Source organism: Proteus sp. fly-1008 (assembly GCF_040140305.1).
GTDB lineage: Bacteria > Pseudomonadota > Gammaproteobacteria > Enterobacterales > Enterobacteriaceae > Proteus > Proteus vulgaris_B.
In genome coordinates, this window is the sequence record NZ_JBEEWH010000005.1 from 89,998 (window position 1) to 104,479 (window position 14,482).

Consider the following 14,482-nt stretch of genomic DNA (forward strand, 5'->3'; position numbering starts at 1 on the left):
ATAATGCATTTGTATTTATAAATATAGGCGTGTGTTTTATTAAAGTAATTAATTAATAATCATCCTAGAATTTTACTATTAATTATTCATCATCGATGAAAGGATTAAAATAATGTCATTACATGAAAAAATGTCAAAAAAAGAACTTGATCAATTAGCAAACTATATTGTTTCCATTGTTCAAAATGGAACATCAATCAAGGATGAAGGTGCTATTCCAGAAGGATTTATGGAAGGAATTTATTCATTTGCTTATGACTTCTACCAGAAAGGAAAACTGGATGAAGCTGAGGCTATTTTCAAATTTTTATGCCTCTATGATTTCTATAATGTCGATTACATTATGGGATTAGCCGCAGTTAAACAACTAAAAAGACAATATCAACCTGCTATTGATTTTTATGCACTTGCTTATTTAAATGCTAAAAAAGATTATCGACCTGTTTTTTATGCTGGACAATGTAATTTATCTTTAGGTGATAAAGAAAAAGCAAAATATTGTTTTGATCAGGTTTCAAAAAACATTAATGATGAATCAATAAAAGAAAGAGCATTAATCTATTTAGAATCATTAAAAGATGTTCCTCTTATCATTCTTGATGAAAATAAGGAAGAACAACATGAGTGAAATATATAAAACTAATAGATCTGATAATATGATTAATTCTATTCCACTTCCTTCAATGGAAGTGGAAAAGGTGACTAAAGGATCAACCCAACAAGCACAACGAATTAACGCGTCGAGTGAGCATATTGTCTCTTTACAACTTAAAGGTAAAGATGATCAAACGTTAGCACCGATTCTTAGACTACCTGTTGAGAGTAAAAGAATAACTCAACGAATTGATTTCGAAAATGAATCTCAATTTAAAACAAAATCATTTTCTACTCAAAAAACAAAAACAGGTATTGACGAACATAACAATAATAAAGGTGAAATTGATCAAAATAGACAGGTTTTTTCACATGTAGAAGAAAAAAAAGATAATATTCAAGTCAATAAAAAGAATGACTATGATGAAAATAAGGAGACTCAATTCGCTGAAAAAAATGTTTCACACTCTCCTTCTTTTATTTCTGCACCTTCAGAAAGTAAAAAATCAAATAAAGATTATGATTTTTTATTTTTACAACTCTCATATCAAAATATTATTCATCAAAATGTATTAGATAGGATTAAAGATCCCGATAAACTTGAATATTATATGGATAAGCTAGATAGATTATCCAAAGGTATTAATGGATTAAGGGATGATTTTCGAAAAATATTAAATGAAATTAAAAACAATAAAGATGCTCTTGTTGATTATTGGATGGAAATTTTTAATCAAATAAAAAACAATAATTTCAAAACAGAAGAAGATGTTTATAATTTTTTAAAGAATAAAAATATCCCTAAATCACTTATTAACGAATTATTATCAGATAATATTAAATCAAAATCAGATATGGAAAGTTTACTTAAAAAAACTTTTCCATTCTTAAATCTACCTAATGATATTTCTAATATTTCATTGGATGATCTAGATAAATTATACAATCAGTTATTTCATTTTTTTGAAGATGCTTTTAAATACATGCCTGATGTTTCACTCAGTGAAGATAAAATAAATAAAATAACGTCTCATACTGATGAATTAAAAGCATTAATTAATAAAAAAGAAAATGAATCAATAAAAACAAAGCTTGAGCAAGCAAAAGAGGTTTATCGTGAATTAACCGTATCTCAAAGTGCATTAGAGCTTGAGATTATGTCTGACACATTGTCAGGTATGGCGCTACTGACTTTTCTATTAGCAAAAACAAGAGAGCTAACATTGAAAGTCATGCTACAACGCTCTGAAGGCGAGCAAAAGCTATTTGATGAAATGCAGGACGTGACCGAAAAATCATTAAAAGATAAAATAGAAGATCAAAAAGCACAAATAAAAAAACAAGAAGAAATTCAATTTTGGGCAGGTATTGGTTTAAAAATATTAGGTGGATTACTGACTTTAGTTGCTGGGATTGCTTCTGTTTTTACAGCAGGCGCTTCGATGGCGCTAATGGGAATTGCAGTTGCACTATTTGTTGCTGATGTGGCTTTAACGGTTGCTGATGAGGTTTATCAGGCGGTAAACAACAAATCCTTTATGGATGAAATAATGGGGCCCATTTCAGAAGCCGTAATGAGCGCAATAGATAGCATTGTTGATTTTCTCGCTGATGCGCTTAACTCTACATTAGACGTATTAAAAAATATTGGCTTAGAAAAAATAGTCAATGAATTAAAAGCCGCGATACAAGATAAAATAAAAATCGCATTAAAGATTTTAATCACTACCGCGTTATTTGTTGCCGCAATTGGATTAAGTTTTATTGTTGGTTCTGCTGCTAATGCAATATCTGGAGTTGCAAAGAAAATAGTGAACCAACAGATGCGAGATACGCTAAAAAAAGTATTGCATGATTCTCTAGAAGCAATGTTAGGTAAGATGATCAAAGAAATTATTATCGAAACTTTTGAAAAAGTGATGGAGAAAATTAATAAGCTACTAGCTAAAGAAATATCTGATAAAGCATTGACTATGCTAAATAGAACCGTCGTTGTTTCTAAATTAGTGAATTCAACAGCAATAAATGCCGTTAATATTTACAGCACAACCATCTCGACAAAGATATTACAATCAATCGCAGATAGTAAAAAAATAGAGGCAATATTAGATCTTATTCAAAAATTAATGGATAAGATCATGGAAAGTTATCATGAAAATATTGATGCCATTACTGAGATATTAAAAAATATGAGTCAGCAATCTTCAATAAGTAATAAAGCAAAATCAGATATGATAAGAAATATGTCTTTCTAAATTAGAATAAACAAGAGGTTTATATGGCAACGCCAAGCATTAGTCCATCAAATGAAAATAGAATTAATACTAACTATCAAAATGAAGATGTTAATTTAAATATTGATGAGGTGAAAATAGAATATAATAGATCGGAAAGTAGCCTCACTAATAAATTGAAAGTTTTAATTGAAAATGCCAAAAAAGATATTAATCAAACTATTCCTGTTTTATCTGAACCTGAAATTAAGAAACCTAATATAAAAATATTATTAGATGAGTTGGATGTTAATCTTCCTATAGATAAAAATAAAATTATAAAAAATACGGGACAATTTAATTTTATTTCAGATGAAATGATGAATTTAATTAACCTCATTGTTAAATATTTAGAGGCAATGATAAAGAAATTTGAAGCATCAAGAGAATTAGGGGCAACTTTGATGACGGTTGAACTCAATATGGCAGATCAGATGAAGGATAACCTTAATAAAAAAGCCAGTATTATGCTAACTGCGGCAATTAGCAGTGCAGCTGTGTCAATGACGATCCATGGTTTAGGCGCCTTTACTTCCATTAAAGGTATGGGGAAAGAGCTCATTGGTCACTCTAATCCGATGATGGTGAAAGGGACATTAATAACGGCGACTGCCGATCCTTTAGCGCGTATTGCGGATCAATCATTACAAATTAATGCGATCAAAATTGATGGCGAACAAAAAATATTAGAGGCTCGCAGTAGTACAACCAATCATGTTATTAATAATAATAATGAGCTCCAGCGTGAAGTCGCTGAAATTATCAAAGCATTATTACAAGCGATTGAAGCTATTATTCACGCAAATCAAGATGCCGCTTCTTCTATTGGCTCCAATGTAAGAGGATAAATAATGCATAAAGTTATTTATCAAGGGGGTGCTAATACACATTTTGATAGTTATTCTACTTTAGAAATCAATGATATCAGTGGATCTAAGCGTCACTATTCTGAAAAAGAAGTTTGTGAATTATTAGAAAAGATACAGCAAGAATATAAAGATATCTATATTGATAAAGGGTTAAATAGTAAAGAAAATATAAGTATTAACTCTCAAGAATCATCTCTTATTTTAAAGAGGAAATATGATAAAAATTGTTTTAATAATAAAAAAATAATTCAAGAGATTAATAAGATATCGTCGATAATAGAAAAAGCCCCTCCATCGGGCAAATCAACGACAGATTCACTGCACGATCTCTTTAATGAAGTTAAACAATCTATCGTAGTGGGTAAACATGGCTATTTAGATATATTGAAATCTATTTTCTCTAATTATATGGACTATGTTAAAGAGTTACGAGAAGCCATTTCTTCATTAAGTCAATATACAAAAGCAGGAAAAAAAGATGGATACATTGCGATTAATTATGTGAAATTCTATGAGGGATTAAATTCTGTTGTAAAAAAATATAAAAGCATGAGGGAGAAAGATTCTTTTTTCTATAATAGAATGCTATTTTCTTATTTAGGTGATGGAAAATATCACCGTCAATTTAATAATAATGAAATTTTTTACAAAAATAAAAATCAAGTAGAAACTTCAATTAAATCAGTGGAGAAGATTTTAAAAGGAATAAAAGGTATTAATATTACACTATCACATTTTCCTGTGAAATTAGATAAAAATACATTAGTTGAAAGGGAGACGTCTCCTCCTATTAAAACTGAAGAGTTGGAAAAAGACAAAAAAGAATATCCATTAAATAAAGAGATGAATCAAAGGGCGCTATTACTGCCTGATAATTGTGATATTGACATAGAGTGTCTGTGTTCAATTGATTTTTCTGATATTGATAAATTGATGGATCTTTTTGAACCTTATCTTGCTTCACTGGGGGTTTTATCAGAGACAAAATTAAAAGAGAAAAGAGAGTCATTGGTAAAAGATCGAGCACTTGAAGTAAATCGAAGAGCAGAAATAATAAAATCTAAAGATTATAAAGGATTTATAATACCGTTGATTGATATTGATGAAGAGATGGGAAAAATTATTGAGGAAAATGATAATAAAATAAAAAATAGCAATATATATCATGATAAATTGCAAACTGAATTTGATTTATTTAAAAAGTCATTAGATTCTGTAGAGAAAAGAATTAATGTGAATATGGATGAGCTCTCTAAAAAGTTTAGTTCAGCAAATAGTAATTATGATAATTTTATCAAAATAATCAGTAGTACCATGAATACTCTACTTGAAATGGCAAAAGGATTTTTACGATATTAACTTTAGATTGATAAAAATAATAATTAAGACTCATTTTTGACTTTATAAAAAGACTTAATAATGCTGCTACTTAACATGCAACTTTGGAATATATTAATTCTAAGTTGCTTCTTTTATTATTAATAATATAAGAGGTTAGGTTATGGCTACCGCTATTGATGTCAACAATTATCATGTTGATCATAAAACATCCTTAAATTTATATTCTAATCCGATTCCGCATGATGAAGAAGTGGAAAATTTTTTAAATAATATTTATTATTCTTTAGAGGATATAAAAAAAGAAAGTAAAAATATTAACAATTCTTATTATGAAGAAAATAAGTTTACAGAGAAACAGAGATCATATATCAATGATAATATGTATGTTCAATCAAAAATGATAGAAAAAAAAGCATTGAATGATTTGAATACATTATCTCGGAGCTTACACGATAATGCTCTTAAAAAAGAGTACTCGACCGATTCATTGTTTGATCTTTTTAATGATGTAAAACAATCTATAGTTGCAGGTAAAAATGATTATCTTGATGTTTTAAAAGATATATTTGCAAAGTATATGGAGTTTGTGAAAGAACTAAGAGAAATTCTTGCTTTACTGAGTGATGCAGTTAAAGCTGGGAGTAAAGACGGTTATATTAATATCGATATTAATGATTTATTGAATAATTTACTGGATCTCAGAGATAAAGCCGCAAGGAATTTCTTTAATTTATCCATGTCTTTTACAAAAGATGCACAAGGGCATTTTCATCGAGATGTTAAAGATGAAGAAATATATTATGAAAATAATTATAACGTTGATAGTGCGGTTAATGCCTTAGACAAATTATTAAATGAAATAAAAGGTGTTAAATCAGAAAAAAAAGATAACTCTATACCGCCAGATATCTCATTTGGTTTTAGTGCCAGTATTGATGTTTCATCTCTGGATAAATTAATTGATTATTTAATGAAAATGGATTCATTTCCTCATGATATTTTACAAACTGAATTTGATCTTTTGAAAAAGACATTAGATGCTTTCGAGAAAAATATTAATACTAATCTTGATGAGTTATCTAAAAAATATAGTTCAGCAAATAGTAATTATGATAATTTTGTTAAAATAGTGAGTAGCACAATGAATACATTATTAGAAATGGCTAAAGGTTTTTTACGTTTTTAAATATAGATAGAGTAAAATTATGGATAATGCGATTTTTTAGGGATAAAAAGAGCGGATAGAAAATAACTATCCGCTTTTCACTTTACAAAGAATAATGCAAATTAGAATTTATATTCCATACCTAACCAATAATTACGGCCATCTTCCATATAACCTTGAGTATATTCATAAGACTTATCAAAAAGATTATTTACAGAAGCATTAGCAGAAACACCATATCCAAAATCATAATCTAAACGAAGGTCAGTTTTGGCATAACCTGTCAGTTTGTCATTTTCATCAATGCGGTTATAGGTCCAGCTTTGTGCTTCTTCCATAATGGTAAAGCGAACCTGTTCAGCAGGAATAAATGTTATCCACATATAGGCTTTATGTTTTGGTAAACCTTCAACGTGTGCTATTTGTTTAGGATCGCTATGGATATAGCTGTAATTTAAGCCTAGCTCTAACCAATCTGTCACATTACCTTTAGTACCTAAATCAAGCCCAATATAGTCAACACGTCCACTATTTTGGTTTTGAAAGAATGCGTTGCCACCACGGTAAACAGTATGTGCCATAATCGCATCACTGACTCGGTTATAGTAAATACTGGTTTGGTAACCCCATTTATCTGTAATGTGCCCTTCATAGGTTAAGTCGAAAGATAATGCACGTTCAGGATCTAAATCTGGATTGATGATCCCTTTAGAGCCATCTTTAGGTTTTTCAGTGGTATAACGCTCTTTTTGTGTAGGGAAACGGCTGCGATCAGACACAGAGAAACGAACATTGTCATTATTGGCTAACGAGTATTTCGCCATCATTTCCCAGTTAAAGGCCGTTTGCTTGTTATCATCAGCGCCTTTATCAGTCTCAACGCTATCGCGCCAGTCATAGCTAATTGCACCCACTAAATCGAGATCATTCGTGGCAGCCCATTGATATTCTGTTGCTAAAGACCACGTTCTATCTTTATAACGCATCCAATCACCATTTTTCTCTTTCTGAGAACGGTGAACGTCATCTTTCCAGTGAGCAGCGAAAGAGAGTAGATCATTATCACGAGTATCGATAGCTAATTGTAATGCGGCACCGGTACTGTAGTCGTCATAGTGACTGTAATCAGGTGTATCGCCTTTTTTAGGGTACATATAAAGGGTATTTTCAAATTTATCGTGATAAGCACGACTTTGTAATTTCATACCATCAGTAATTTGAGTAGTGCCGCTATAGTAATAGCTTTCTTTGTTGTAATCTGGCCATGCCCAATATTTAAATTTACCTTTGCCTAATGTGGATGGCGGGCTATTTTTTTCACCGTCTTGTTTTACATAAGTTAGGGTATATTCGTCAGAAGCGCGTGGTGTCCAACCCACTTTGATCATGCCACGTTTATCATTTGTTGCTGAATTATCACGACGTCCATGAGTGCCTGCCGCCGCATTATTTTCATCAGCACCGGGAATTGGAGTAAAACGTTGTTTTAATTGGCTACCACTGATTTGAATAAATCCTAAATCATTACGTACACCTAAGCGTGCACTCATATTGTGTGCATAATCAGCACCACGAGCAAAACCTTGAGAATAAGCAATGCTTCCTTCTAAGGGTTTTTTCGGCGTCGCAGTGGTGATATTAATTGCCCCTCCCATTAAGTTAGGGCCTTGCAATAATGAGGTATAGCCTTTGTTGACTTCAATGCTTGCCAGATCGTTTGTGGTAAAACGTGCCAAGTCTAAGTTGCCATCGTAAGGAACATAAGTTGGAATACCATCAAAGAATACAGGCACTTGGCGGCTATCAAACCCACGCACTTTAAAGGTGTATTCATTACGGTTACCCGATTTTTGCATTACAACACCGGGTAATGTTGAAATTGCTTGCGCCGCATTGACCTTATTTTGTTCAAGCATTTGTTCTTGCGTCAATATATCTGGATTTGCTGCAATTGGGCTACTCCATACGGTTAATAAGTCGGGAGTGGGTTGTCCATAAGTGGTGTCAGCAAGTGCAATACTGGGTAAGAGAGCAAGAGATAAACAGTAGCATAGAGGTTTTAATTTCATCATTTCAATCTCAGTTTATAATCTATATGTAATTTTTTATATAACGATATGCGTAAAAATAAATGAATAAAAAGAGTGCTACATTTGTTAGCACTCGGTTTTTTTATAAAATAAAGCAACAAACTCATATAAAAGAAGTTCAGCAAAGATGTTCTTCTATGCCACTACAACTATTTCCTTGTTATCACTTCTGTTACATTGAATTGATGTTGTGTTTATTTATTATTAATTAAATATGTAAATATTCACTTACTTATAAGTTATTATTTTTATTTAATCTTTTTTGTAAAGACGAACTTTAATATCCGTAGGTGGAGCATAATAAGGTGAAGACGTTACCATCAAGGTAATGCCCGTTTGTGCATATTTTTCGATAGTATTGAGGTTAATACCGCCAGCAACAGAAAGATGACAATGTGGTGCAATATGTGGCACTTCTTGTTGTAGCAGTGCGATATCTTCAATAGAGAACTTATCGAGCTGTAAAATATCAGGCTGTGCTTTTAACGCCTCTCTTGCTTGTTCAATATTATCAACTTCTACAACAATGCATTTTTCAGGTGCAGCTTGGCGTAACTGCTTAACATGTTGCGCCCAATTATTTGGCTCTGATAAAAATCGACGATGGTTAGTAAAGAGCAAAATAGTTTCAGAGCAACCTTGACGATGAATGACACCACCGCCCGCTAGTACGGCTTGGGTCGCCAGTAATTTAGTATTAGGGATATTTTTACGTGTACACGCAATTTGCCCTTTAGGTTGATAGCGGTGATAAATATCTAGCATTCTTGCCATATAATCACTCACGCCACAGCTCCACTCAAGGACATTTTGTACCACTTTCCAGCCTTGATGTAGTGCATCAGCACGACCTTCAGCTGTGATTAAACAATCATCGGCATTAGCAAAATCACCATCTTGTTGATGTGCGGTTACTACTAATCCTAATTTTTCCAATAAGCGACAACCTAGAGTGATCCCACTGACGCAACCTGCTTCACGGCGTGTAAACGTCATTGTGCCCAGTTGATTACTAATATTCAGTGCTCGGCTGGTGAGATCACCATATTGAATATCTTCCATCAACAAATTATCAAGAAAGGTATCAGGATAATAAATCATAGGGTTAGCTCACTTTCAGGAACAACATCCCAAGAAACCATTGCCCAATCACGAGTTGGTGAAATTAGGGAAATACCTTTTTCAATACTTTCATGATAGTAAGTTGTTAGGCGTGTAATTTCGTCTTCGCTTAAAGGCCCTACGGAGAAGTTAATACCTTCAATAAATTGTTCAAGACTATTGAAATTGCTTTGGCAATTACGGCTACGGATGTAATCCACTTTAGGGTGAATGCCCATTTGGTTTAGCATATTCACAGCATAAATGTACGTTGGAAGAGTAGGAACATTTCGACCCAGTAAGCGAATAATGCGTTGATCAACAAAGGTTGGCGAAACTGTGTGAGTGGTATAAACACGTAATTTAGCTTGGCGATTTAGTTTTAACAGCGCTGTTTTTAAATCCATGACTAATGTTGAACGTGAAGCAACGGCAATATCACAACGAGGAAGCGTATCCCAGCTATCTTCCCATGAACACGTTATAAATTCTGCGTGGTTGATGCCCGCTTGTTCAGCTCTGCGTTTAGCGACCGCTAACATCCCTGTACTGTAATCAATACCAATCGTTTTTTTGAATTTATCTGCAACATGAATACTGATAGAGCCAGGGCCACAACCTACATCTAATAGGGTTTCAGCATCGGTAAAATCCATCATTTCACGAAATTTTATTAAATAGGGATCGTTAGGGTTGGCACAGGTTTCTGCCATTTTTTCAGCACGTTTATCCCAATGTTCCGGCTCTTTTTTGGTTCTTTCTGCCTGTACCATATGGTTTTTATAAAGTTCAGCAAAATCTGTGGTTTCAATTGTGTTCATATTCTTGCCTATGGTCATTTTTATTATCAGAGTATGCGTGAAAATGCGCCTGAATATCTGTTGGTTGTACACCATAAAGGTGCGCTAAATTGTCGGGTGTCAGCAAAATATCAGGTCTATCTTGCAAAACGGGTACATGAGGTGTCAGCAAAATGACATCATCAGCCAAAGAAGCAGCATGTTGGGGGTGATGTGTAGACATAAAAACACTGATCCCTAATGCTTTTAATGCGTTAACTTGGGTAAGCAGTTTGATTTGATTACCAAAATCAAGGCTTGCTGCGGGTTCATCCATAATCAACAATTTGGGTTGTTGTACCAAAGCGCGTGCAATGAGTACCATCTGTTTTTCACCGCCACTTAAGGTATCAAAAGTTCGGTAAGTAAGATGAGAAAGCGAAAGCATTTCTAAGGTTTCCATTGCCATTGTTTTATCTTGTGAGCTTGGCATCGAAAAAAAGGAGAGATGCGCGCCTCGACCCATGACAACCATATCAATAACATTGAAAGAAAAGGGAATATGTGTTGCTTGAGGAACATACGCCACAATTTTGGCAAGTTCTGTTGGTGACCACTCACTTAGTGTTTTACCCACAATATTAATCTCACCATCAATACAAGGTATTAGGCCTAATAACGTGCGCATCAATGTCGTTTTGCCGCAACCATTGGCGCCTAATAAGCAAATTATTTGCCCTTGTTTGATATGAAAGGAGAGATCTTTAATTAAGGGTTTACCTTTGTAACCAATGGAGAGTCTATTGGCGTTAGCAATGATCATGTGCCTTTCCTCGTTCTGAGCAATAACATTAAGAAGAATGGCGCACCAATGGCGGAGGTTAAAATACCTAATGGGAGTTCAATATTGGCAATCGTGCGGGCTAATGTGTCAGTAATTAATAACATAATAGCACCAACAAGCAAGGAAACAGGGAGTTGCTGGGTAAAGTTAGCACCCACTAACAATCTGGCAATGTGAGGCACAATTAAACCTAACCAGCCAATAATGCCCGCAATAGAAACCGCACTTGCGGTTATTAATGTCGCAGACAAAATAAAGACAAGTCGTGTAACTTCGACATTTAAACCCAATGTTCTGGCTTCTTCATCGGAGAGACTGAGTATATTCATACGCCAACGCAGTAAAATTAACGGAATAAAGCCCACTAACATTAAAGGTGCGACAGAAAGTAAATCAGAAGCGGTAATAGTCGAAAGACCACCTAAGAGCCAAAAGGTAATTGAAGGCAATTGTGTATAAGGATCGGCGAGAATTTTCATCAATGAGATTGCGGAGCCACATAGTGCACTGATAGCAATACCGACTAATACAAGCGAAAGTACGGGATCATGTTGTTTCGCAAGTCTTGAAATAAAGTAGACTAGAGCAACTGTTGCTAAACCGCCCGCAAAAGCGAAAAGTTGAATCGACAACATGGATTGTCCAAGAAAAATACCTAAAACTGCACCGACACCAGCGCCAGACGAAACACCAAGAATATCAGGTGATACTAAAGGGTTACGAAACATGCCTTGATAAGCCGCACCTGCAATCGCCAATCCTCCACCAATTAAGATTGCAGCCAGAACGCGAGGAAATCGTATTTGCCAAAAGACCGTTTCAGTTCGGCTGTATTCCACATTACCAGTTAATTTATTACTCACTAGAGTCCACAGCTCATTGGTAGTAAGTGAATACTTACCACTAGTGATCGCAATTAACGTGACAATGGAAAATAACGCAAAAAGAAGCGTGATGCGTGCCGATTGACTCATGTATACCCCAGCAATTGCTGACATTGTTCAGTACTTAATTGTGTATGGTAAAAATGAGCAAAATAGTTTTGCAGATCGTAAGCTACTTGTTTTTCGATTCGAGGATCGAAATGGCTTTGTAGGCGACGCATTCCCATTAAACGATTAATACCCGGAGGGCCATCTAACCAACCAAATGGTAAGCCTTTAAACAGTAATACTTTTTTGTTTTTAACGGCTTGGAGGCTTTTCCATACAGAGTCTTGCATTATTTGCTGATAGGCATTTTCATCTTGTGTGATGATAATTTCAGGATCCCACATTAACAGCTGTTCAGGTGATACATCCGTCAACCCGGTGAAATCGGGCACATCTACCACGTTTTCAAAACCTAATGCCTCAATGGCTTCTGTATGAATTGAGTGTCTTGCACCCGTTTGTAATCCTTTTGCGCCACGAGCAAGATAAAAACGCGGGCGCACTTTTTGTTCAGAAACAAATAGGGCTGCATCACTAAGGTATCGTTCTGCAATTTGCGCTAATGTTTCTGCTCTTTCTGTAACCCCTAATAAAGCCCCCGTTTGACGCAATTGGGCAGGACTATCTTTTAATGTGCCATCAATTAACACATAAGGTATACCAGTTTGATCAGAAACTCGTTTTGCTAATGAGCGATAGGTTTCATCTACATTTCCACTATCAATAATGATATCGGGTTCTAGCGTTAGTAAAGCTTCTAAAGATAAGGTGCTTCCTCGTCCTGACAAACGCCCTAAACGGGGTAATTTACGTAAGTCCTCTGCAAATAAAGGGCTTTTCTCTAAATTAAGGGATGAGAAGCCTAATAGTTTTTCAGGGGCTAATGCGAGCAATAATTGATCGGTCGGAGGCCCAGCACTGATCACGCGATGGATTGCCGTTGATGCCGGAATATGACCGAATTGTGCCGCAATACGCGAGGTTATCGCAGCTCTTACCGAATGTGGAAGTGCAGATAATGTCGCAATTGTTGTGAGGTAAGTTAGAAATTGTCGTCTGTGGATCGCCATAAGTTCACACTATTTATTGTTTTATATCGGTATCGTTGTTTCATTTATTATATAGCGAAGAATACTATATTTCCTTTGGCTTAAGTCAAGGGATAGTCAGTCAAAATCAAATCTGTGCACACATCTGAAAAACTTTATTCGAAATAGTGTATAACGTAAGGCTATAATCAGCGTTCTTGGAAAAATAAAGCGCGTATTAATACGAATGTTTTTGGATAGTTGCGATATAAAATGAAGAAAAAACGCCCCTCATTACAGGATGTAGCTTCACGTGTTGGTGTCACCAAAATGACGGTTAGTCGTTTTTTGCGTAACCCAGAACAGGTCTCCGAAGCTTTACGAGAAAAAATTGCGCGCGAGTTAGATAGTCTTAATTATATTCCTAACCGTGCTCCTGATATCTTATCTAATTCTACCAGCCATGCGATTGGGGTATTGCTACCTTCTTTAACTAACCAAGTTTTTGCTGAAGTTATTCGTGGTATTGAATCAGTAACAGATAAATACGGCTATCAAACTATGTTAGCGCACTATGGATATCGTGCTGAAAAAGAAGAAGAACGCCTACTTTCATTGCTCTCTTATAATATTGATGGGCTTATTCTTGCAGAAAGAACACACACACCAAAAACAATAAAAATGCTAGAAACAGCAGGTATTCCAGTGGTGGAAATTATGGATAGCGTTTCACCTTGTTTTGACTCTGCTGTGGGATTAGACAATATTGATGCATCACAACAGATGGTCAGTGAAATGATCAAGCGTGGCTGTAAACGTGTTATTTATCTTGGTGCAAGGCAGGATGAACGTACTCTAATGCGTTTAAACGGGTACGAGAAAGCGATGCAAAATGCAGGCTTACCTACAGGTAGTGTAATGACACCAAAAAGTTCGTCGTATTCGTTAGGCGCTGAATTATTACATGCTGCACGTAAGCAATACCCCGATTTAGATGGGCTTTATTGTACCAATGATGATATCGCCATTGGTGCTGTTTTTGAGTGCCAGCGTTTAGGTATTTCAGTGCCTGATGATATTGCTATCTCAGGTTTTCACGGACATGACGTGGGGCAAGTAATGACTCCTCGTCTGGCGAGTATCTTTACTCCGCGTGATGAAATGGGGCAACAAGCAGCAGATTTATTGCTTAAACGCATGAAAGGCAAAATTGCTCGAGGACAAGTTATTGATGTTGGTTTTCGCATTATTACAGGTGAAAGCATATAAGAATTTAATATATTGATAATGTTTAGATTTATCATTTAATAACCCTAGTGTTATGAAATAATGAACATTAGGGTTTTTTATTGAGCCTTAAATAAATATCGAGTCACTCCTCCAATATTTTGTTGTCAGTTTGTAGATCATCTTACTTTCATTTGAGAGTCGCCTCACATTTTCACTTCTTAGTTGATCTTCGTTGT

At 34.8% G+C, this 14,482-nt stretch carries 12 protein-coding genes; 6 read left to right on the plus strand and 6 right to left on the minus strand.

What is annotated here, in order from left to right:
* The first annotated feature begins 112 nt into the window (after positions 1-112).
* The 5 genes from sicA (at position 113) to ABN256_RS10485 (ending at position 6,263) form a co-directional block, all read left to right on the plus strand.
* Positions 113-628: a type III secretion system translocator chaperone SicA gene (gene sicA, locus ABN256_RS10465; protein WP_072069113.1), complete on the plus strand. Its 516-nt coding sequence runs from the start codon at positions 113-115 to the stop codon at positions 626-628.
* Positions 621-2,849, plus strand: coding sequence for a type III secretion system translocon subunit SseC family protein (sctE, locus tag ABN256_RS10470; RefSeq protein WP_349439460.1), 2,229 nt, complete (start codon positions 621-623; stop codon positions 2,847-2,849). Before sicA ends, sctE begins: the two co-directional genes overlap by 8 nt.
* Positions 2,850-2,872: 23 nt before the next feature.
* Complete coding sequence (locus ABN256_RS10475) at positions 2,873-3,715, plus strand: type III secretion protein (RefSeq protein WP_196554527.1); 843 nt, start codon at positions 2,873-2,875, stop codon at positions 3,713-3,715.
* Between the two features lie 3 nt (positions 3,716-3,718).
* Positions 3,719-5,095 (plus strand): IpaD/SipD/SspD family type III secretion system needle tip protein, encoded by a 1,377-nt coding sequence (locus tag ABN256_RS10480; RefSeq protein WP_231619354.1) that lies wholly within the window; start codon positions 3,719-3,721, stop codon positions 5,093-5,095.
* A gap of 142 nt (positions 5,096-5,237) precedes the next feature.
* Positions 5,238-6,263 (plus strand): IpaD/SipD/SspD family type III secretion system needle tip protein, encoded by a 1,026-nt coding sequence (locus tag ABN256_RS10485; protein WP_340893968.1) that lies wholly within the window; start codon positions 5,238-5,240, stop codon positions 6,261-6,263.
* 101 nt (positions 6,264-6,364) lie between these two features.
* On the opposite strand, the gene ABN256_RS10490 is transcribed toward ABN256_RS10485, so the two are convergent.
* The 6 genes from ABN256_RS10490 to ABN256_RS10515 all read right to left on the minus strand — a co-directional run bounded on the left by ABN256_RS10490 (position 6,365) and on the right by ABN256_RS10515 (position 13,058).
* Positions 6,365-8,311: a TonB-dependent receptor plug domain-containing protein gene (locus ABN256_RS10490; protein ID WP_196554584.1), complete on the minus strand. Its 1,947-nt coding sequence runs from the start codon at positions 8,309-8,311 to the stop codon at positions 6,365-6,367.
* A gap of 273 nt (positions 8,312-8,584) precedes the next feature.
* Positions 8,585-9,433, minus strand: coding sequence for a ModD protein (modD, locus tag ABN256_RS10495; protein WP_196554525.1), 849 nt, complete (start codon positions 9,431-9,433; stop codon positions 8,585-8,587).
* Positions 9,430-10,254: a class I SAM-dependent methyltransferase gene (locus ABN256_RS10500; protein WP_072069106.1), complete on the minus strand. Its 825-nt coding sequence runs from the start codon at positions 10,252-10,254 to the stop codon at positions 9,430-9,432. The genes modD and ABN256_RS10500 overlap by 4 nt, the downstream gene beginning before the upstream one ends.
* Positions 10,241-11,035: an ABC transporter ATP-binding protein gene (locus ABN256_RS10505; protein WP_196554524.1), complete on the minus strand. Its 795-nt coding sequence runs from the start codon at positions 11,033-11,035 to the stop codon at positions 10,241-10,243. The genes ABN256_RS10500 and ABN256_RS10505 overlap by 14 nt, the downstream gene beginning before the upstream one ends.
* Entirely contained in the window at positions 11,032-12,030 is a 999-nt protein-coding gene (locus tag ABN256_RS10510) for a FecCD family ABC transporter permease (protein ID WP_197269842.1), read from the minus strand. Before ABN256_RS10510 ends, ABN256_RS10505 begins: the two co-directional genes overlap by 4 nt.
* On the minus strand, positions 12,027-13,058 hold the full coding sequence (locus tag ABN256_RS10515) for an iron ABC transporter substrate-binding protein (protein ID WP_340893961.1): 1,032 nt from the start codon (positions 13,056-13,058) through the stop codon (positions 12,027-12,029). The genes ABN256_RS10510 and ABN256_RS10515 overlap by 4 nt, the downstream gene beginning before the upstream one ends.
* Before the next feature lie 231 nt (positions 13,059-13,289).
* Here ABN256_RS10515 and gntR point away from each other — a divergent pair, with 231 nt between their 5' ends.
* Complete coding sequence (gene gntR, locus ABN256_RS10520; protein WP_115350275.1) at positions 13,290-14,285, plus strand: gluconate operon transcriptional repressor GntR; 996 nt, start codon at positions 13,290-13,292, stop codon at positions 14,283-14,285.
* Positions 14,286-14,482 lie beyond the last annotated feature (197 nt).

Bases quoted from the DNA above. Each gene is read 5' to 3' on its own strand.
- modD (WP_196554525.1), bottom strand. From the start codon at position 9,433: ATGATTTATTATCCTGATACCTTTCTTGATAATTTGTTGATGGAAGAT.
- ABN256_RS10505 (WP_196554524.1), bottom strand. From the start codon at position 11,035: ATGATCATTGCTAACGCCAATAGACTCTCCATTGGTTACAAAGGTAAA.
- ABN256_RS10510 (WP_197269842.1), bottom strand. From the start codon at position 12,030: ATGAGTCAATCGGCACGCATCACGCTTCTTTTTGCGTTATTTTCCATT.
- ABN256_RS10485 (WP_340893968.1), top strand. From the start codon at position 5,238: ATGGCTACCGCTATTGATGTCAACAATTATCATGTTGATCATAAAACA.
- ABN256_RS10490 (WP_196554584.1), bottom strand. From the start codon at position 8,311: ATGAAATTAAAACCTCTATGCTACTGTTTATCTCTTGCTCTCTTACCC.
- ABN256_RS10515 (WP_340893961.1), bottom strand. From the start codon at position 13,058: ATGGCGATCCACAGACGACAATTTCTAACTTACCTCACAACAATTGCG.
- gntR (WP_115350275.1), top strand. From the start codon at position 13,290: ATGAAGAAAAAACGCCCCTCATTACAGGATGTAGCTTCACGTGTTGGT.
- sctE (WP_349439460.1), top strand. From the start codon at position 621: ATGAGTGAAATATATAAAACTAATAGATCTGATAATATGATTAATTCT.
- ABN256_RS10500 (WP_072069106.1), bottom strand. From the start codon at position 10,254: ATGAACACAATTGAAACCACAGATTTTGCTGAACTTTATAAAAACCAT.
- sicA (WP_072069113.1), top strand. From the start codon at position 113: ATGTCATTACATGAAAAAATGTCAAAAAAAGAACTTGATCAATTAGCA.
- ABN256_RS10480 (WP_231619354.1), top strand. From the start codon at position 3,719: ATGCATAAAGTTATTTATCAAGGGGGTGCTAATACACATTTTGATAGT.
- ABN256_RS10475 (WP_196554527.1), top strand. From the start codon at position 2,873: ATGGCAACGCCAAGCATTAGTCCATCAAATGAAAATAGAATTAATACT.